The 17,684-nt window shown below is 58.5% G+C and carries 16 protein-coding genes and 1 pseudogene; 15 read left to right on the top strand and 2 right to left on the bottom strand.

The window, feature by feature from the left end:
- Window positions 1–8 precede the first annotated feature (8 nt).
- The 11 genes from B9Z39_RS15165 to soxB all read left to right on the top strand — a co-directional run bounded on the left by B9Z39_RS15165 (window position 9) and on the right by soxB (window position 9,192).
- Window positions 9–983, top strand: a complete 975-nt coding sequence (locus B9Z39_RS15165; RefSeq protein WP_233249034.1) for an MBL fold metallo-hydrolase — start codon at window positions 9–11, stop codon at window positions 981–983.
- Window positions 980–1,480, top strand: coding sequence for a thioredoxin fold domain-containing protein (locus tag B9Z39_RS17195; protein ID WP_233249033.1), 501 nt, complete (start codon window positions 980–982; stop codon window positions 1,478–1,480). Before B9Z39_RS15165 ends, B9Z39_RS17195 begins: the two co-directional genes overlap by 4 nt.
- Window positions 1,477–2,178 (top strand): Crp/Fnr family transcriptional regulator, encoded by a 702-nt coding sequence (locus B9Z39_RS15155; RefSeq protein ID WP_108302297.1) that lies wholly within the window; start codon window positions 1,477–1,479, stop codon window positions 2,176–2,178. Before B9Z39_RS17195 ends, B9Z39_RS15155 begins: the two co-directional genes overlap by 4 nt.
- Window positions 2,179–2,200: 22 nt before the next feature.
- Entirely contained in the window at window positions 2,201–2,521 is a 321-nt protein-coding gene (locus B9Z39_RS15150) for a hypothetical protein (RefSeq protein ID WP_108302295.1), read from the top strand.
- Between the two features lie 96 nt (window positions 2,522–2,617).
- Window positions 2,618–3,985 (top strand): sulfite dehydrogenase, encoded by a 1,368-nt coding sequence (gene soxC, locus B9Z39_RS15145; RefSeq protein ID WP_233249032.1) that lies wholly within the window; start codon window positions 2,618–2,620, stop codon window positions 3,983–3,985.
- Window positions 3,969–5,057, top strand: coding sequence for a c-type cytochrome (locus B9Z39_RS15140; protein ID WP_108302293.1), 1,089 nt, complete (start codon window positions 3,969–3,971; stop codon window positions 5,055–5,057). The genes soxC and B9Z39_RS15140 overlap by 17 nt, the downstream gene beginning before the upstream one ends.
- A 25-nt stretch (window positions 5,058–5,082) precedes the next feature.
- Window positions 5,083–5,538 (top strand): thiosulfate oxidation carrier protein SoxY, encoded by a 456-nt coding sequence (soxY, locus tag B9Z39_RS15135; RefSeq protein WP_108302291.1) that lies wholly within the window; start codon window positions 5,083–5,085, stop codon window positions 5,536–5,538.
- 26 nt (window positions 5,539–5,564) lie between these two features.
- Window positions 5,565–5,876, top strand: coding sequence for a thiosulfate oxidation carrier complex protein SoxZ (soxZ, locus tag B9Z39_RS15130; protein WP_100145754.1), 312 nt, complete (start codon window positions 5,565–5,567; stop codon window positions 5,874–5,876).
- A gap of 104 nt (window positions 5,877–5,980) precedes the next feature.
- Window positions 5,981–6,724, top strand: a complete 744-nt coding sequence (gene soxA / locus B9Z39_RS15125) for a sulfur oxidation c-type cytochrome SoxA (RefSeq protein ID WP_100145828.1) — start codon at window positions 5,981–5,983, stop codon at window positions 6,722–6,724.
- Between the two features lie 9 nt (window positions 6,725–6,733).
- The gene (soxX, locus tag B9Z39_RS15120; protein ID WP_108302289.1) at window positions 6,734–7,387 is read left to right on the top strand and encodes a sulfur oxidation c-type cytochrome SoxX; all 654 of its coding nucleotides are present in this window, start codon (window positions 6,734–6,736) and stop codon (window positions 7,385–7,387) included.
- 71 nt (window positions 7,388–7,458) lie between these two features.
- A complete protein-coding gene (gene soxB, locus B9Z39_RS15115) occupies window positions 7,459–9,192 on the top strand; it encodes a thiosulfohydrolase SoxB (RefSeq protein WP_108302287.1) in 1,734 nt (577 codons plus the stop codon).
- Window positions 9,193–9,262: 70 nt separating this feature from the next.
- On the opposite strand, the gene B9Z39_RS15110 is transcribed toward soxB, so the two are convergent.
- Entirely contained in the window at window positions 9,263–9,820 is a 558-nt protein-coding gene (locus B9Z39_RS15110; RefSeq protein ID WP_108302285.1) for a class I SAM-dependent methyltransferase, read from the bottom strand.
- A gap of 227 nt (window positions 9,821–10,047) precedes the next feature.
- Here B9Z39_RS15110 and katG point away from each other — a divergent pair.
- Window positions 10,048–12,251, top strand: a pseudogene (gene katG / locus B9Z39_RS15105) (catalase/peroxidase HPI).
- On the opposite strand, the gene B9Z39_RS15100 reads toward katG, so the two are convergent.
- Window positions 12,242–12,814, bottom strand: a complete 573-nt coding sequence (locus B9Z39_RS15100; protein WP_108302284.1) for a DNA-3-methyladenine glycosylase I — start codon at window positions 12,812–12,814, stop codon at window positions 12,242–12,244. The pseudogene katG and the gene B9Z39_RS15100 sit on opposite strands and share 10 nt — an antisense overlap.
- A 121-nt stretch (window positions 12,815–12,935) precedes the next feature.
- Here B9Z39_RS15100 and B9Z39_RS15095 point away from each other — a divergent pair, with 121 nt between their 5' ends.
- Genes B9Z39_RS15095 through B9Z39_RS15085 form a run of 3 tightly spaced genes read left to right on the top strand, consistent with a single transcriptional unit; the run spans window position 12,936 to window position 17,668 of the window.
- Window positions 12,936–13,271, top strand: coding sequence for a helix-turn-helix transcriptional regulator (locus B9Z39_RS15095; protein ID WP_233249031.1), 336 nt, complete (start codon window positions 12,936–12,938; stop codon window positions 13,269–13,271).
- The gene (locus B9Z39_RS15090) at window positions 13,265–14,350 is read left to right on the top strand and encodes an efflux RND transporter periplasmic adaptor subunit (protein ID WP_108302283.1); all 1,086 of its coding nucleotides are present in this window, start codon (window positions 13,265–13,267) and stop codon (window positions 14,348–14,350) included. The genes B9Z39_RS15095 and B9Z39_RS15090 overlap by 7 nt, the downstream gene beginning before the upstream one ends.
- A gap of 9 nt (window positions 14,351–14,359) precedes the next feature.
- On the top strand, window positions 14,360–17,668 hold the full coding sequence (locus tag B9Z39_RS15085; protein WP_108302282.1) for an efflux RND transporter permease subunit: 3,309 nt from the start codon (window positions 14,360–14,362) through the stop codon (window positions 17,666–17,668).
- Window positions 17,669–17,684 lie beyond the last annotated feature (16 nt).

The raw sequence follows: 17,684 nt of genomic DNA, 5'->3' as shown, positions 1-17,684 counted from the left end.
ATGAAGACATGAAAACCTTGTTGCATCGTTTGCTGTGGATGACCTGCCTGGCGCTGGGTCTAGGTGCCAGTGCTTGGGCCGCAGATGCCTCGCTAGACAAGCCGCAGTCCAAGCCCTTGATGCAAGTGCGTCGCGTGGCTCCCAATGTGTATTACGTCCAAGGTCTGTCAGAGATGGGCTCATCGGCCAACCAAAACTTCATCTCCAATGCAGGCTTTGTCGTGACACCCCAAGGCGTGGTGGTGATCGATGCCTTGGGCTCGCCTGAGTTGGCACGCCGCTTGGTGGCTGAAATTGCCAAGGTCACGCGTCAGCCCATCCACACCGTCATCGTCACGCACTACCACGCGGACCACATTTACGGTCTGCAAGTGTTCAAAGACTTGGGGGCACGCATCGTGGCGCACGAGGCCGCACGCGACTACCTGACCTCCGACACGGCGCAATTGCGTCTGCAAGCCTCCCGGCAAGACCTGTGGCCGTGGGTAGACGAGAAAACCCGACTCGTGCCTGCGGATGAATGGCTGCATGGTGCGCAAGAATTGGTGGTGGGCGGGATGCGCATGGTGTTGCAACCCGTGGGGCCCTCGCACACGGCAGAAGACCTGGTGGTCTATTTGCCAAAGCAGAAAGTGTTGTTTGCGGGGGACTTGGTGTTTCGCAACCGCATTCCCTATGTGGGCCAGGCCGACAGCCAACACTGGATGGCGGCCATCGCCAATTTACAAAAATTCGACACCCGCTGGATGGTGCCCGGGCATGGGCCCATCTCGCAAGATCCCCAAGCCGACATGCGCTTGACGCTGGATTATTTGCACTACCTGCGCGACAGCATGGCCCGCGCGGCACGTGACATGGAACCCTTTGACGAGGCCTACCAAAACACCGACTGGCGCCGGTTTGAGAAAATACCGCTTTTCAAATCTGCCAACCGCATGAACGCCTACAACACCTACCTGCTCATGGAGCACGAGGCCAAGTGACCCAAGCCCACACACGCCTCATCACACGTCGCCAAACCTTGCATCACTTGGCTTGGGGCTTGAGTGCCTGGGCCTTGAGCACGGGCGTGGTGCAGGCGGCAGAAACCAGTCTGCCTGTCACGTCATCGCTGCCCGAGTCTTTGCAACAGGCCTTGCAGCGCAAGCAGCCCTTGGTGGTCATGGTCAGCTTGCACGGTTGCCCGTTTTGCAAGGTGGTGCGAGAGAACTACCTCATGCCCTTGCAACGCGAAGGTTTGCCTGTGGTGCAACTCAACATGCGCAGCACGCAAGCCATCACCGACTTGGATGGCAGCGCACAAACCCAAGACGGCTTGATTCGCAAGTGGGGTATCCAGCTCGCGCCCACGGTGCTGTTCTTGGGCCCTCAAGGCAAGGAAGTCGCGAGCCGACTCAAAGGGGCTTATTTGGCCGACTTTTACGGTGCGTACCTCGACGAACAATTGGCCCAGGCGCGCCAGGCCACGGCACGCCCATGATTCCCATCCAAACCGAGTCGGCGTGGCGTGGCACCTCGGACTGTCGCAGCTGTGGTATTCGCGCCATGGTCTTGTTTGCTGACTTGAACGAGGAAGACTTCAAACACATCCACGCCCCGATCGATGATTTGCACTACCAAGCGGGCCAGGTGTTGTACGACGAAGCGCATACAGCCTTGGGTGTCTTCACCATTCGCCAGGGCATGGTCAAGCTGGTGCGCGTGACCTCTGATGGGCGTGAGCGCATCGTGCGTGTGTTGTTGCCCGGGGACGTGGCGGGTCTGGAGGCTTTGGCCACTGGCCACTACGACAGCCAAGCGGTGGCACTGGCCCCCGTGTCGGTCTGTCGTATTCCCTTGGACGTGATACAACAACTCGGGGGCACCAGTCCACGTCTGCACCTCAAGCTGATGGAGAAATGGCACAACGCCCTCAAACAAGCGGACGACTGGTTGGCCGAACTCAACTTTGGCAGCGCGCGTCAGCGGGTGCGTAACTTTGTGCGCAAAATGCAGGCAGTGTCCGAAGACGGCACGGCCACCTTGTTTGCTCGAGAAGACATGGGGGCCATGATGGATCTGAAACTGGAGACTGTCAGCCGTGAAGTCAGCACTCTGGTGCGTGATGCGGTGATGGAGCCGCTCGACAAAGTGGGGCGGCACTACCGGGTGTTAAACCTCCAGGGCTTGTGTGATTGACGGGGTCTTGAGGAGCAACACGATGTACAAACTTTGGTTGATGGTGCTGGTTGGCGTGCTGGGGATGGGCGCTGCATTTGCACAACAGCACCCCATGTTTCAAGATGCCGATGTGGCCCTGGGTGAAAAACTCATCGCCGACAACCAATGCAATGCTTGCCACATTCGACGTGTGGCAGGCGACGGCAGCGCCATCTACAACCCCAAAGGCCGCATCAACTCGCCGGGGGCTTTGCGCGGCATGGTGGAGTACTGCAACACCGAGCTGAACTTGGGCTTTTTCCCCGAAGACACCCACGCCGTAGCGGCAGCGCTGAACCTGCGCCATTACAAATTTCGTTGATCATCCGCAGGGCTAGGCGTAAACCCTGCGTTCTTTAAATCATGAATAGCTTATATTAGTAGTTGTTAATGTATTGATTGTCTGAAAGGACTGTCTGTGACGCAATCTGTGGATTTGGCATCAGGGCGCATCCAAAAAGCCCCTGAGAATTTTTTAAGCCGTGACGGCATACGCACGGTGTTGACCGAGAGTAAAAACGGCCGTCGCAACTTCATTCGCAGCGCATTTGCTGCGGCAGCAGCAGGTGCGGTCACGCCACTGGCCCTGGCGCAAGGCAACCCGGTGCCTACCGAGGGGGGTGACCCGAACATCTTGAACCTGCCGGCACACAGCACAGGCTTGGGTCAAGGCGTGGCCACCGATGGCTATGGCAAGCCCTCGCAATTCGAAACCAATGTGCAACGCCGCCAAAGCCCGGGCTTGACGCAAACCACCCAGGCCTCGGTGTCGTTCGCGCCCTTGCAATCGTTGTTTGGCATCGTCACGCCCAGTGGTCTGCATTTTGAGCGCCACCATCAGGGTTGGTGGGACATCGACCCCTCCAAGCACCGCTTCATGGTCAACGGCATGGTCAAGTCGGCCAAGGTGTTCACCATGGACGAGATCATGCGTTTGCCCTCGGTCTCGCGTTTTCACTTCATTGAATGCGGTGCCAACACCGCGGTGGAGTGGGGCAATGTGGCGGTGCCCACCGTGCAATACACCCATGGCATGTTGTCGTGCAGCGAATTCACAGGGGTACCACTCATCACCTTGCTGGAGATCGCCGGTGCCGATTTGAAGAACGGCAAGTTTGTGTTGGCCGAAGGCGCAGATGGGTCATCCATGACGCGCACCATTCCCATGAGCCTCATCACCTCGGGCGAAGTGCTGGTGGCCTATGGTCAAAACGGTGAAATGCTGCGCCCCGAAAACGGCTACCCCTTGCGTTTGGTGGTGCCGGGTGTGCAGGGCGTGAGTTGGGTGAAGTACCTGCGCCGTGTGGAAGTGGGCGACATGCCGTATGCCGCCAAAGACGAGGCCGTGCATTACATGGACCTCATGCCCAATGGCCAGCACCGCCAGTACACCAACATCCAAGAATGCAAGAGCGTGGTGACCACCCCTTCCGGTGGTCAGGTGCTGCTCGACCAAGGCTTCTACAACATCACCGGCCTAGCCTGGTCGGGCCGCGGCAAGATTCAAAAAGTCGATGTCTCGGTGGACGGCGGGCGCAACTGGCGTACAGCCCGCTTGGAAACGCCGGTGCTCAGCAAAGCTCTCACGCGCTTCAACATCGACTGGGTGTGGGACGGTAAACCGGCCATCATCCAAAGCCGCGCCACCGACGAGACTGGTTTTGTGCAGCCCACCTACAAGCATTTGCGTGCGGCCCGTGGTACGCGCTCGATTTATCACAACAACGCCATTCAATCGTGGTTGGTGCAAGAAAACGGCGAGGTGAAAAATGTCCAAGTTTCTTAAGACGTTGGGACGCACTGCCTGTGCTGTTGCCCTGGTCTGGGTGGCCGGCAGTGCCTTGGCGCAAACCACGTCTTATCCCCATGTCGGGCGCAACGCCACACCCAAAGAAGTGGCCGCGTGGGACATCGATGTGCGCCCCGATTTCAAAGGCCTGCCCGCAGGTTCGGGTTCGGTTGAAAAAGGCCAAGACGTCTGGGAGGCCAAGTGCGCCCAATGCCACGGTGTGTTTGGCGAGTCCAACGAAGTGTTCAGCCCTCTGGTGGGTGGCACCACGGCCGAAGACGTCAAGACCGGCCATGTGGCCAACCTGATGCGCCCTGACTTTCCCGGTCGCACCACGATGATGAAAGTGGCCACGGTCTCGACCTTGTGGGACTACATCTACCGTGCCATGCCTTGGACCAGCCCCAAATCACTCAAACCCGACGAGGTGTATGCCGTCACGGCCTACTTGCTGAATCTGGCCTACGTGGTGCCCGACAACTTCACTTTGTCCAACACCAACATCGCGGATGTGCAGCAACGCATGCCCAACCGCAACGGCATGACCACGCAACATGCCTTGTGGCCCGGCCAAGAGTTCAGAGGCGCAACCAAGCCCGACACCGCCAACGTGGCCTGCATGAAAGACTGTATTCCCGAAGCCAAGGTGGCCTCCATGTTGCCCGACTATGCGCGCAATGCCCACGGCAATTTGGCCGATCAAAACCGCAGCATTGGCCAGCAAAAAGGGGCGGACACCTCACGCCCTGAGAGCAAGGCCATGACCAGTACCAGCAGCCCGGCAGCGTCCAACTCGGCAGTCAAACCCGCTGCCAAAGCCGCAGATCCCGCACTCGCCTTGCTGCAAAAAAACAATTGCCTGGCTTGCCATGCACACGATCGCAAAGTGGTGGGACCGAGCTTGAATGACATTGCTAAAAAGCATTCAGGCAAGGTCGACTACTTGACGGCAAAAATCAAATCTGGCGGATCCGGCGTCTGGGGCAGCATTCCCATGCCTGCCCAATCAGCCCCCGATGGGGACATCAAGACCATCGCCAACTGGCTCGCAGCCGGTGCGGCAAAATAAACCCAAACCCAATCAGGAGAAGTTCATGCAAACTCGTCGCGAGACCCTCAAGCACAGCGCTGCTGTGGCTGGCCTCTTGGCCTCTACAGGCCTGTTCCCTCAGTACGCGCAAGCGTTTGAAAAAGCGGCCTTTGACGCCAAGTCGGTTGCCGAAGCTGTCAAAGCCATGGGTGGTGCAGCCCCCGTTGAGAGCAAAGACGTGACCATCACCGGTCCCGACATTGCCGAGAACGGTGCCGTGGTGCCCTTGGGCGTCAGCACCTCGCTGCCCAATGTGAAGCGTGTCTTGTTGTTGGTCGAAAAAAACCCGTCCACGTTGGTGGCCATGTTCAACATGTCGCCTGACATTGAGCCCAGCTTCTCCACCCGCTCCAAGATGGGCCAATCCTCGGACGTCTACGCCGTGGCCATCACCAACGACGGCAAAGCCTTCTTTGCCAAGAAAGAAGTCAAAGTCACCCTCGGCGGCTGCGGCGGCTGATTCACACAGAATTTAGGAGAACACACATGGCAGATCCAATGCGCATTCGCGCCCAAGCATCCGGCGGCAACGCCACCATCCGCGTGCTCATGAGCCACGAAATGGAATCCGGTCAACGCAAAGACGGCAATGGCAAAACCATTCCCGCCTGGCACATCCAAGACGTCAGCGCCAGCCTCAATGGCAAGCCTGTGATGACCGCCGAGTGGGGCCCCGCAGTGTCTAAAAACCCGTTCTTGCAGTTCACCATCAAAGGTGCCAAGGCCGGTGACAAAGTGGCCATCACCTGGAAAGACAACAAGGGCGATAGCCGCACCGACGAAGCCACGGTGTCTTGATACACAACCACAACGAGGAGACAGCCATGACCCACCCCTTCGGTGTGAACGGCAGCATCAAGTTGGCACTGGCGGCCAGTCTGCTGGTGCTGACAGGCTCTGCCATGGCGCAAAAGTCATCGGCTGACAGCATTGCCGAGTACCGTGCCATGTTGCAAGACGGCAACCCTGCCGATTTGTTTGAAGCCAAAGGCGAAGACCTGTGGAAGCAGAAGCGTGGACCTAAAAATGCTTCGCTGGAGCAATGCGATTTGGGCAAAGGCCCAGGCGTTGTCAAAGGCGCGTGGGTCGAGTTGCCACGCTACTTTGCCGACACCGGCCGGGTGCAAGACCTGGAGTCACGTTTGCTCACTTGCATGCAAACTTTGCAGGGCTTCAACGCCGAGACCATTGCCAAAACACCGTTTGGCAAAGACGAGCAAAACAATGTCACGGCCATCGCCACCTGGATTTCTGCCGAGTCCAAAGGCATGACGTTCAATCTGTCGCAAAGCCACGTCGAAGAACGCAAGATGTACGAAGTGGGCAAGCGCCTGTTCTTCATGCGCGGCGGTTCACACGACTTTGCCTGTGCCACCTGCCACTCGCAAGACGACAAACGCATCCGTTTGCAAGACCTGCCCAACCTCACCAAACAACCCGGTGCTGGCAATGGCTTTGGGGCTTGGCCCGCTTACCGTGTGTCCAACGGACAGATGTGGGGCATGCAGCTTCGTTTGAACGACTGCTACCGCCAGCAACGCTTTCCCTACCCCCTGTTTGGCAGCGAAGCCACCATTGCCCTGGGCGTCTTCATGGGCGTCAACGGCAAAGGCGGTGAAGCCACTGCACCTGCCATCAAGCGATAAGGACACGTCATGAACCGCACATACGCTCTCATCGGTGCCGCTGTGGCCACGGCCTTGCTCACCGCATGCACCACCTCCATGCCGACCAGCGCCGAGTTAGACAAACTCACGCAAGACATCATCGCCCGTTCCTTTCGCGCCGAAGGCCAAGCCAAACTCGATCGCTTGAGTCCTGACGAAGACAACCGCTTGTGCGCCGAGTCTGACCAGACGGGTGTGGCCTTGGACCCCAAGGTGGCGCAAGCCATTGAGGCGCGCAACTTGGCCACCATCCAGCCGCCCACGGATGGCAAATTTTTGGGAGACTGGAAACAAGGCGAAGCCATTGCACAAAGTGGCGCTGGCAAAACTTGGACCGACAAAGAAGGCTCTGTGAATGGCGGCAATTGCTACAACTGCCACCAGATCAGCAAAGAAGAGTTGTCTTACGGCACCCTGGGCCCCAGCCTTTACAACTACGGCAAGATCCGTGGCGTGGTCAACCCGACCAGTGCTGACTCAAAGCCCATCGTGGAATACACCTGGGGCAAATTGCAAAATGCACGCGCTTACAACGCCTGTTCCAACATGCCGCGCTTTGGCCACAAAGGCATCTTGACCGAGGCGCAAATCAAACACGTCATGGCCTTGTTGCTCGACCCCGCGTCACCCATCAACAAGTAAGCTTTGAGCACCCGCAGCACGCGCAAATCGGCTGCGGGTTTTTTCTTGATTATTTATAAGTAGTTGCTGATATGAACCTCACCAAACGCGAATTTATGCAGGTCTTGGGCGCTGGCAGTATGGCGGGCCTCAACATGCAGGCCTTTGCCCAAGCCGACGTTGGACGCGCGGCCGATGGCCTGTACAACATTCCTCAATTTGGCCAGGTCTCTTTTCTGCACATGACCGACTGCCACGCGCAGCTCAAACCGATTTACTTTCGCGAGCCCAGTGTCAACTTAGGGGTGGGCAGCATGAAGGGGCAACTGCCGCATTTGGTGGGCGAGCATTTGCTCAAGACAGCGGGCGTGCGTCCCGGCAGTGCCGAGGCCTATGGCATGAGTTACCTCCACTTTGAAACGGCGGCACGTCGTTACGGCAAAGTGGGCGGCTTTGCGCACTTGGCCACCTTGGTCAAACGTCTCAAAGCCACGCGTCCTGGTGCGTTGCTGCTCGACGGCGGAGACACCTGGCAGGGCAGTGCCACGTCGCTGTGGACAAAAGGCCAGGACATGGTCGACGCTTGCAAATTGCTGGGCGTGGACGTGATGACGGGCCACTGGGAATTCACCTACGGCATGGAACGCGTGCAAGAAATTGTCGAGAAAGACTTTGCGGGCAAGGTCGACTTTGTGGCGCAAAACATCAAGACCCAAGACTTTGGCGATCCGGTGTTCAAGCCCTATGTGATGCGGGAAATGAATGGTGTGCCGTGCGCCATCATCGGCCAAGCCTTTCCCTACACCCCGATTGCCAACCCACGTTACATGGTGGCCGACTGGGCCTTTGGCATCCAAGACGAGAACATGCAAAAGATGGTCGACGAAGCCCGTGCCAAAGGTGCGCAGGTGGTGGTGGTGCTGTCGCACAACGGCATGGACGTGGACTTGAAAATGGCCAGCCGCGTGAGCGGCATCGACGCCATTTTGGGTGGTCACACCCACGACGGCATGCCCGTGGCCACCTTGGTCGCCAACAAAGGCGGCAAGACCATCGTCACCAATGCGGGCTCGAATGGCAAGTTTTTGGGGGTCCTGGACTTGGAGGTCAAAAACAAACACGTCACCGACTTCCGCTACAAGCTGTTGCCCGTGTTTGCCAACATGCTGCCCGCCGACCCCGAGATGGACGCGCTCATCACGCGTGTGCGCGCACCTTTTGAGGCCAAGCTCAACGAAAAATTGGCCATCACCGAAGGCACGCTGTACCGCCGTGGCAACTTCAACGGCACGGGCGACCAGCTGTTGCTCGACGCCTTGATGGACGTGCAAGGGGCCGACATTGCGTTCTCACCGGGCTTTCGTTGGGGCACCTCGCTGTTGCCAGGCCAAGCCATCACGCGTGAATGGTTGATGGACATGACCGCCACCACCTACTCGTATGCCACCGTGACCGAAATGACGGGCGAGACCTTGAAGACCATCTTGGAAGACGTGTGTGACAACCTCTTCAACCCTGACCCCTATTACCAGCAAGGTGGCGACATGGTGCGCGTCGGCGGGCTGGAATATGTGTGCCGACCCACCGCAGGCATGGGCCAGCGCATTCACAACATGCGCCTCAAAGGCAAAGCCATTGAGGCCAACAAAAAATACAAAGTGGCGGGCTGGGCCCCCGTGGCCGAAGAAGCCAAGAGCCAAAACCTGAAAATGGTTTGGGACGTGGCCGAGCAGTGGCTCAAAGCGCGTGGCGGCAAGGTGAGTCCACGCAAGCTCAACACACCCACCCTGGAAGGGGTGTTGCCCAATCCTGGGGTGGCGCTTTAAGAGCGTGGCTACGGAGTATCAAGCGCCTGAAGTGAAGAATGCCAAGGCGTTCGTGGGCGTGCTGCTTTGTTTACAGCCGAACAGTTAGTACTTGATTGTCAACTTGTGCAATGTTTCCGGTGATCACTCTTTGCCCGAGTTTTTCATTGGTGCCGACAATCGATTTTCTAATAACAATCAATGAATTTCTAAACTCGATGGACTCTATCCATCCCTCTTTGATAAAAGAGGGAGTTTTACCTAGAGGGAAAAAAGTTCTTAAGTAGACGTCGATGCTAAGTTCACTGTTCCAGAACTGAACATTGATCACATCCACGATTTTTTTAAAAAAATTGTAGGCACTGAATTCATTCAGGATGCCCCCGCCCCAGTGACTCGAATAAAGGGTGTGCGTATCTTCTATGACGTAAATCCCACCAGGCTTTAATAAATCAAAGTACCTTATGAAGCTATTCAAAATGTCATTTGACTGGTGAGAGCCGTCATCAATTATCAGATCAAACTTATCGCAAATACTTTTTATACGATTCATGGTGCTTTGCTGATTGGCATCGCCAACGATGACGTGGACTCGTGGATCGTCGTACTGAAGTACGCTGCACCGTTGATCGATATCGCAGCCAATCAAGCATTGGGCATATGTGAAAAAAGTTTTCCAAGTTTCGGTAATCCCCCCGTAAAACCCTCGTTGTCTGAATTCCCCATTGCTGACATCCAGCTCAATGGTTTGTTTAGTTTGGCACTAATGCTTGCACTAAGTACTGCCAAAGGGGTAGTCTATGGAGCTGGGGGCCGTCTTCATTCAAGTTGTTGATCGGTCCATGAGATCAGTCAAAACCTTGTGAGGAATTCAGCATGTCCCACGAAGCCAAGTGCCCATTCGTCGGAGGCGCACGCACGCACGCCGGGGCTGGTGCCCCGAGCAACGCCAACTGGTGGCCGCATCAGCTGAACTTGAAAATCTTGCACCAACACTCGGCACTGTCCAATCCCATGGCGTCGACATTCAACTACGCCCAGGCGTTCAAGAGCCTTGATTTGAACGTGGTCATTCAAGACCTGCATGTGTTGATGACAGACTCTCAAGACTGGTGGCCAGCTGATTACGGCCACTATGGCCCGTTCTTCATCCGCATGGCGTGGCACAGCGCGGGCACTTACCGCATTGGCGATGGTCGTGGCGGTGCTGGCTCAGGTGCACAGCGGTTTGCGCCGCTCAACAGTTGGCCCGACAACGTGAGCTTGGACAAGGCGCGGCGTTTGCTGTGGCCCATCAAACAAACCTATGGCGCCAAGCTCTCCTGGGCTGACTTGATCATTCTGGCGGGCAACGTTGCCTTGGAGTCCATGGGCTTTAAGACGCTCGGTTTTGCGGGTGGACGCGCAGACATCTGGGAACCTGAGGAAGAGATCGACTGGGGGCCTGAGCGCGAATGGCTCGGCGATCAACGCTACAGCGGCGAGCGACAACTTGACAACCCCCTTGCCGCTGTTCAGATGGGTTTGATCTACGTGAACCCAGAAGGCCCCAACGGACAACCCGACCCCGTGGCTTCAGCACGCGATATCCGCGAGACCTTTGCGCGCATGGCCATGAACGACGAAGAAACCGTTGCGCTGGTTGCGGGTGGCCACACCTTCGGCAAGTGCCATGGAGCTGCGGACCCACGCCAGTATGTGGGTCCAGAACCCGAAGGCGCAGGCATTGAAGCGCAGGGCTTGGGTTGGAAAAACACCTTTGGCAGTGGCAAAGGTGTTCACACCATCTCCAGCGGCATTGAAGGCGCGTGGACCACCCATCCCACCCGGTGGGACAACGATTACCTTGACATCTTGTTCAAATACGACTGGGAGCTTACCCACAGCCCCGCAGGTGCCCACCAGTGGACCCCCAAGAACGCCTCTGCCGCAGGCACCGTGCCTGATGCGCATGACCCTGCGAAGCGCCATGCCCCGATCATGACCACCGCAGATCTGGCCTTGAGGATGGACCCCATCTACGAAAAAATTTGCCGTCGCTTCTTGTCCAACCCTCAGCAATTTGCCGATGCATTTGCCCATGCTTGGTTCAAACTCACGCACCGCGACATGGGGCCTGTCTCTCGCTACCTGGGCCCGCTCGTGCCCACACAAGCTCAGCTGTGGCAAGACCCGATTCCCGTGGTCAACCACGTATTGGTTGACGCGTCAGATGTGGCAACCCTCAAAACCCAGCTCCTGGGGTGTGGGCTCTCCATTTCCCAACTCGTCAGCACAGCCTGGGCATCCGCCGCTAGCTTTCGCGGCAGTGACAAACGCGGGGGTGCCAACGGTGCCCGCATTCGCCTGTCACCGCAAAAGGACTGGCAAGTCAACCAACCTGCTGCATTGGCCAAGGTGCTTCACACCTTGGAGGGTGTCCAGAAAGACTTCAACCAGGCGCAGTCCGGTGGCAAGCGAATCTCGCTGGCAGACTTGATTGTTCTAGGCGGATGTGCCGCTGTGGAGGCCGCGGCCAAACAGGCGGGGCACGCGGTGAAGGTCCCGTTCTCGCCCGGACGTATGGACGCCTCGCAGGCGCAGACCGATGTGGATTCGTTTGCGGTGCTGGAGCCAATCGCTGACGGTTTTCGCAACTACGTGCGCCCAGGCTATGAGAAATCAGCAACAGAGCTGCTGGTGGATCGCGCCAATCTGCTGACACTGACGGCGCCAGAGATGACCGTCTTGATCGGGGGCCTGCGTGTGCTCAATGCCAACGTGGGAAATTCTCCACACGGAGTGTTCACCCAACGCCCCGAAGTACTGAGTAACGATTTCTTCGTCAACCTGTTGGACATGCGCACCCAATGGCAAAAATCCACCACCTCAGACGGCGTGTTGGAAGGACGCGGCCGCTCAACCGGCGAACTCAAGTGGGTGGGTACCGTGGTAGATTCGTTTTTGGTTCCAACGCCCAACTTCGCGCGCTGGCCGAAGTCTATGCAAGCAGCGATGCCCAGCCCGCTTTTGTGCATGACTTCGCGGCAGCCTGGGGCAAAGTGATGGATCTCGATCGCTACGATTTGCATCAAGCCTGATGCGCTTTGACAGCAGCATGTCGGTGACAACTCACCAAGTGGTCATTGACCATGCCTGAGGCTTGCATGAAGGCATAGCAAATGGTGCTGCCAACAAATTTAAAACCCGCCTTCAGCAGGGCACGACTCATGGCGTCTGAGGCGGGGGTTTTGGCCGGTACCTCACTCAGGCTTTGGCGCTGGTTCTGAATCGGCTGACCGTCGACAAACTGCCACACAAAGTCGCTGAAGGTTTGGCCACTGGCTTGAAGGGCCAGGTAGGCTTTGGCATTGCCGATGGTGGCCGCCACCTTCAACCGGTTGCGGATGATGCCTGGGTTAGCCAGCAGCTCAGCCACTTTCTGTGCGTCGTAGCGCGCTATTTTTTCTGCATCAAAGTGGTCAAACGCGAGGCGGTAGTTCTCGCGTTTCTTGAGCACCGTGGACCACGACAGGCCTGCTTGCGCGCCCTCCAAGTTGATCAGTTCAAACAGAGCTGCGTCATTGCGCAGGGGCACGCCCCACTCTGTGTCGTGGTAGTGGCGGTAGAGGTCAAAGCCCTCGCACCAGGGACAGCGTTGCATACAACTCCTTTGCTTGTTCATAGTCTAGGCGCTCGCGCGAGCTTGGCTGCGCCAGCGCTTAATTGACCAATAAACAATATATATTGTGATATATTATTAGTTGATGATTTAAATGTGACCTATGTCAACTCCTGCCACCATCGATTTGAGTGCCATGCGCGTCTCGGCCAACCAGGCGTGCCGCTTGTTGAAAACCTTGTCCAACGCCGACCGCTTGATGCTGTTGTGCCAGCTGGCACAGGGTGAGCACTGCGTGAGTGAGCTGGAAGCCTTGTTGGGCATCGTGCAGCCGACCTTGTCGCAACAACTCGGTGTGTTGCGCGATGAACAGTTGGTCAGCACCCGCCGTGAAGGCAAAAACATTTATTACCAAATCAACAGTGACATCGCTTTGCATGTCATGCAGGTTCTGTACGCACAGTTTTGCGGCATCAACGCCAAGGAGATCACATGTTGAACCCCTCATGGACCCACCGATGGTTTGTCACGTTGAGCTTGGCTGGCGCCTTAGCAAATGCCTGGGCCGCAGACCCTGTGCGTGTGCCGGTGGTCACCGCAGGCCCAAAGTCGGTGGCAACCGGTGTTGAGATCGACGGTGTGGTGGAACCCATCAAGCAAAGTTTGGTGTCAGCGCAAGTGTCAGGCCGTGTGTCGGCCTTGGTGGTCAAGGCGGGCGACTATGTCAAAGCGGGGCAACTGTTGGCCACGGTGGACGACCGCGAAACCCAAACCGGCGTACAACGCAGCCAGGCCCAGTGGGTGCAAAGCGACTCGGAGTTGCGCAACGCGCAATTGAATGTGTCGCGCACCCGTGATTTGCAAGCCAAGGGCTTTGTCAGCCAAGCGGCACTCGACACCGCAGAATTGCAGCTCAAAGCCGCCCAAGCTGGGCGTGACCAAGCCAGTGCGGGGGCGCGTCAGTCGGCCTTGTCGCAAGAGTTCACCCGTGTCACCGCGCCTTACGACGGCTATGTGTCGGACACCCTGGTGCAAGCGGGTGATTTGGCCGTGCCTGGCAAGCCGCTGCTGAGCATGTATGCGCCCACGGCCTACCGCGTGGTGGTGCGTGTGGGCGTCTCGCAACTGGCCAGCACACGTGCGGCCACACAGGTCGAGGTGCAACAACCCACGTCAAGTGGGGGCGAATGGGTCCAACCCATCGCCCAGCAGTTGCTGCCCGCCGCCGACGCCTTGTCGCAAACCCTGCAATGGCGCTTGGATGTGCCCAACATGCCCGGCGCAGCTTGGGTGCCGGGTCAGCAAGTGCGCGTGCGCTTTGTGGGTGGCGCCAGCCAGCGCATCACGCTGCCTGCAACGGCTGTGATGCGCCGTGGCGAACTCACTGCGGTGTATGTGGCCGGCGGCTCTGGTTTTGTCATGCGTGTGGTGCGTTTGGGCAGCAACTTAGGGCAAGGTCAAGTCGAGGTGTTGGCGGGTTTGCTGCCGCAAGACCGCGTGGCCGTGGACCCTGTGCAAGCGGGCTTGCTGGGCGCACAACCCGAAGCTACGGCTCCTGCCTCTAGCTCTAACAAATAAGGCCAGGCCATGCACCCACAGCCATCAAACGCTCAAACCCTCGGTGTGTCGGGTCGTATTGCAGCGGCTTTTCAGGCCAATGCGCTCACGCCTTTGCTGGCCTTGGTGGCGCTCTTGCTTGGCCTGTTTGCCGTGCTCGTCACGCCGCGTGAAGAAGAGCCGCAAATCAACGTCACCATGGCCAATGTGCTGATTCCCTTCCCAGGGGCGAGCAGCGTCAATGTGCAGAACATGGTGGCCAAACCGGCAGAGCAAGTGCTGAGCCAAATTGCCGGCGTAGAACATACCTACGCGGTGTCGCGCCCCGGCGTGGCGGTGCTGACGGTGCAGTTCAAAGTGGGTGTGCCACGCACCGAGGCCTTGGTGCGTTTGTACGACGTGCTCAATGCCAACCAAGACTGGTTGCCACGCGACCTGGGTACCTTGCCCCCCATCGTCAAACCCAAAGGCATTGACGATGTACCGGTGTTGGCACTGACCCTCTGGAGCCCTGACAGCGCCCCGGCTGTGGACTTGGCGTTGGTCGCACAAAGCTTGGAGACCGAACTCAAAGCGGTGCCTGGCACGCGCGAGGTGCAAACCATCGGGGGTCCGGGCCGTGCCATCCATGTCTGGCTGGACCCGGTGCGCTTGCGCGACCGAGGCTTGGATGTGTTGAGTTTGCAAGCCACTTTGCGCGCTGCCAACCTGGCCATGCCAGCGGGCAGTGTGATTGACACCCGCTCGGGAAATGGGTCGGGCAACGAATCGGCCAATGGACACATGCTGACCGTGCAAGCCGGTGAGTTTTTACGCACGGCCGACGACGTGGCCGACCTCGTGGTGGGCACCTCCCAAGGCAAGCCCATCTATCTGCGCGAAGTCGCGCGGGTGGAGGCGGGTGCGCAACTGCCCCAGCGCTATGTGTGGTTCACCCCCGGTGCGGCTGCGTTGGCAGCCAGCGACAGCGCATCAACTGCGTCAACCCAGGCGGCCACTGGGCAGGTCTATCCCGCCGTGACCCTGAGCGTCACCAAAAAGCCCGGTGAAAACGCGGTTGATGTGGCGCGTGCGGTGCGTGCCCGTGTCGACGCCTTGCGCAACACCCTCATCCCCGATGGCGTGCAGGTGTCGGTCACGCGCGACTACGGCGAGACCGCCGCCGAAAAAGCCAACAAGCTCATCCAAAAGTTGGCCTTTGCCACCGGCTCGGTCATCTTGCTGGTGGGCTTGGCGCTCGGTCGCCGCGAAGCGGTGATTGTGGGCAGCGCTGTCATCCTCACCCTCACCGCGACCTTGTTTGCCAGCTGGGCCTGGGGCTTCACGCTCAACCGCGTGTCGCTGTTTGCGCTCATCTTCTCGATTGGCATCTTGGTGGACGACGCCATCGTGGTGGTGGAAAACATCCACCGCCACCAAGGCCTGCATCCGAACAAACCACTGCACGAGATCATTCCTGTGGCGGTGGACGAAGTGGGCGGCCCTACCATCTTGGCCACGCTCACCGTCATTGCGGCCTTGCTGCCCATGGCGTTTGTCTCAGGCCTGATGGGTCCTTACATGAGCCCCATCCCCATCAATTCGAGCCTGGGCATGGCCATCTCCCTCGCCATTGCCTTCACGGTGACCCCTTGGTTGGCCTTGAAGCTGATGCGCAGCGCGCACAGCCACGCAACGCACGCAAATCAGCCTGCCACAGGCGGTGTTAAGCCTAAGCTCGATGCCTTGTTCAGCCGTGTGCTCACCCCGTTTTTACACAGCGCTAAAAAGCGTTGGCAGTTGTTGGCGGGCATCGTGGCGGCGCTCATGCTGTCGGTGGGGCTGACGGCGGTGCAGTGGGTGGTGCTCAAGATGCTGCCCTTTGACAACAAGAGCGAGTTTCAGGTGGTGGTCGACATGCCAGCGGGCATACCGCTGGAGAACACCGCTGCCGCCTTGCATGCCCTGGGGGCCCACTTGGCCCAACAGCGCGAGGTGCGCGACCTGCAAGGCTATGCCGGCACGGCCAGCCCCATCACTTTCAACGGCTTGGTGCGTCAGTACTACTTGCGTTCTGAGGTGGAGATGGGCGACTTGCAAGTCAACCTGGTGGACAAACACCACCGCAGCGAAAAAAGCCACGCCATCGCGCAGCGCCTGCGCCCCGCGCTTGAAGCCATTGCCAAAGCCCACGGCGCGCGCATCAAGCTGGTCGAAGTGCCGCCGGGCCCGCCGGTCATGAGCCCCTTGGTGGCCGAGGTCTATGGGCCCGACGAAGCCGGGCGTCAAGCCTTGGCGCGTCGCATCGCCACAGCCTTTGGCCAGACGGCTGACATCGTGGGCATCGACACCACCTTGAAAGAAGACGCCCCCCGTGCCCACTTGGTGGTGCTGCGCCAACGCGCCGAGACCTTGGGCGTGTCAGTGGCTTCTCTTGCGCAAACCGTGCAAGGTGCGCTCTCGGGTTTAGATGCAACGTATCTGCACGACGACCACAGCAAATACCCTGTGCCCGTGCGCTTGCAATTGCCGCGTGAATCGCAAGTGGGCTTGGACCACCTGCTGGCCTTGTCTGTGCGTGCCAGCAACGGGCGTTTGGTGCCCGTGTCTGAGCTGGTGCGCATCGAGCGCGACGTGATTGACAAGCCTCTGTTCAGCAAAGACCTCAAGGGTGTGAGCTATGTGCTGGGTGACATGGCGGGCACATTGGATTCACCGTTGTATGGCCTGTTTGCCATTCGCCCCCACCTGCGTGAAGCGGCTTTGCCTGGCACGGGTGAGTTGGCCGAGTACTGGATCCAAGCACCCACCGACACCTACCGCCAATACGCCATCAAGTGGGACGGGGAGTGGCAAATCACCTACGAGACCTTCCGCGACATGGGCGCTGCCTACGGCGTGGGCCTGATCTTGATTTACCTCTTGGTGGTGGCGCAGTTCAAGAGCTACCGCACGCCCTTGGTCATCATGGCGCCGATTCCCTTGACCCTTATTGGCGTCATGCCGGGCCACGCCTTGTTGGGTGCGCAGTTCACGGCCACGTCCATGATCGGCATGATCGCGCTGGCCGGCATCATCGTGCGCAACTCAATTTTGCTGGTCGACTTCATTGAACTTCAAGTGGCGCAGGGCATGCGCTTTGAGCAAGCCGTGGTGTCTGCCGCTGCAGTGCGCGCGCAACCCATTGCCTTGACGGGTTTGGCCGCCATGATCGGCGCCTTCTTCATCCTGGATGACCCCATCTTCAACGGCTTGGCCGTGTCCTTGATTTTCGGCATCTTGGTCTCCACCTTGCTCACCTTGGTGGTGATTCCGGTGCTGTATTACGCGCTGTACCGCAAGCGCCATGTCGCGGTGTGATTTTTTAAAAGGAGTC

Origin of the sequence: Limnohabitans sp. JirII-29, assembly GCF_003063395.1 — a bacterium.
In the GTDB taxonomy this organism is placed as follows: domain Bacteria; phylum Pseudomonadota; class Gammaproteobacteria; order Burkholderiales; family Burkholderiaceae_C; genus Limnohabitans.
Note: the sequence above shows the minus strand (reverse complement) of the source record. Positions and strands in the feature narration are given on the sequence as shown.

Coding starts and splice junctions, on each gene's coding strand:
- B9Z39_RS15165 (WP_233249034.1), top strand. CDS start 9: ATGAAAACCTTGTTGCATCGTTTGCTGTGGATGACCTGCCTGGCGCTG.
- B9Z39_RS15155 (WP_108302297.1), top strand. CDS start 1,477: ATGATTCCCATCCAAACCGAGTCGGCGTGGCGTGGCACCTCGGACTGT.
- B9Z39_RS15150 (WP_108302295.1), top strand. CDS start 2,201: ATGTACAAACTTTGGTTGATGGTGCTGGTTGGCGTGCTGGGGATGGGC.
- B9Z39_RS15140 (WP_108302293.1), top strand. CDS start 3,969: ATGTCCAAGTTTCTTAAGACGTTGGGACGCACTGCCTGTGCTGTTGCC.
- soxY (WP_108302291.1), top strand. CDS start 5,083: ATGCAAACTCGTCGCGAGACCCTCAAGCACAGCGCTGCTGTGGCTGGC.
- soxZ (WP_100145754.1), top strand. CDS start 5,565: ATGGCAGATCCAATGCGCATTCGCGCCCAAGCATCCGGCGGCAACGCC.
- soxA (WP_100145828.1), top strand. CDS start 5,981: ATGGCGCAAAAGTCATCGGCTGACAGCATTGCCGAGTACCGTGCCATG.
- soxX (WP_108302289.1), top strand. CDS start 6,734: ATGAACCGCACATACGCTCTCATCGGTGCCGCTGTGGCCACGGCCTTG.
- soxB (WP_108302287.1), top strand. CDS start 7,459: ATGAACCTCACCAAACGCGAATTTATGCAGGTCTTGGGCGCTGGCAGT.
- B9Z39_RS15100 (WP_108302284.1), bottom strand. CDS start 12,814: ATGCAACGCTGTCCCTGGTGCGAGGGCTTTGACCTCTACCGCCACTAC.
- B9Z39_RS15095 (WP_233249031.1), top strand. CDS start 12,936: ATGTCAACTCCTGCCACCATCGATTTGAGTGCCATGCGCGTCTCGGCC.
- B9Z39_RS15090 (WP_108302283.1), top strand. CDS start 13,265: ATGTTGAACCCCTCATGGACCCACCGATGGTTTGTCACGTTGAGCTTG.
- B9Z39_RS15085 (WP_108302282.1), top strand. CDS start 14,360: ATGCACCCACAGCCATCAAACGCTCAAACCCTCGGTGTGTCGGGTCGT.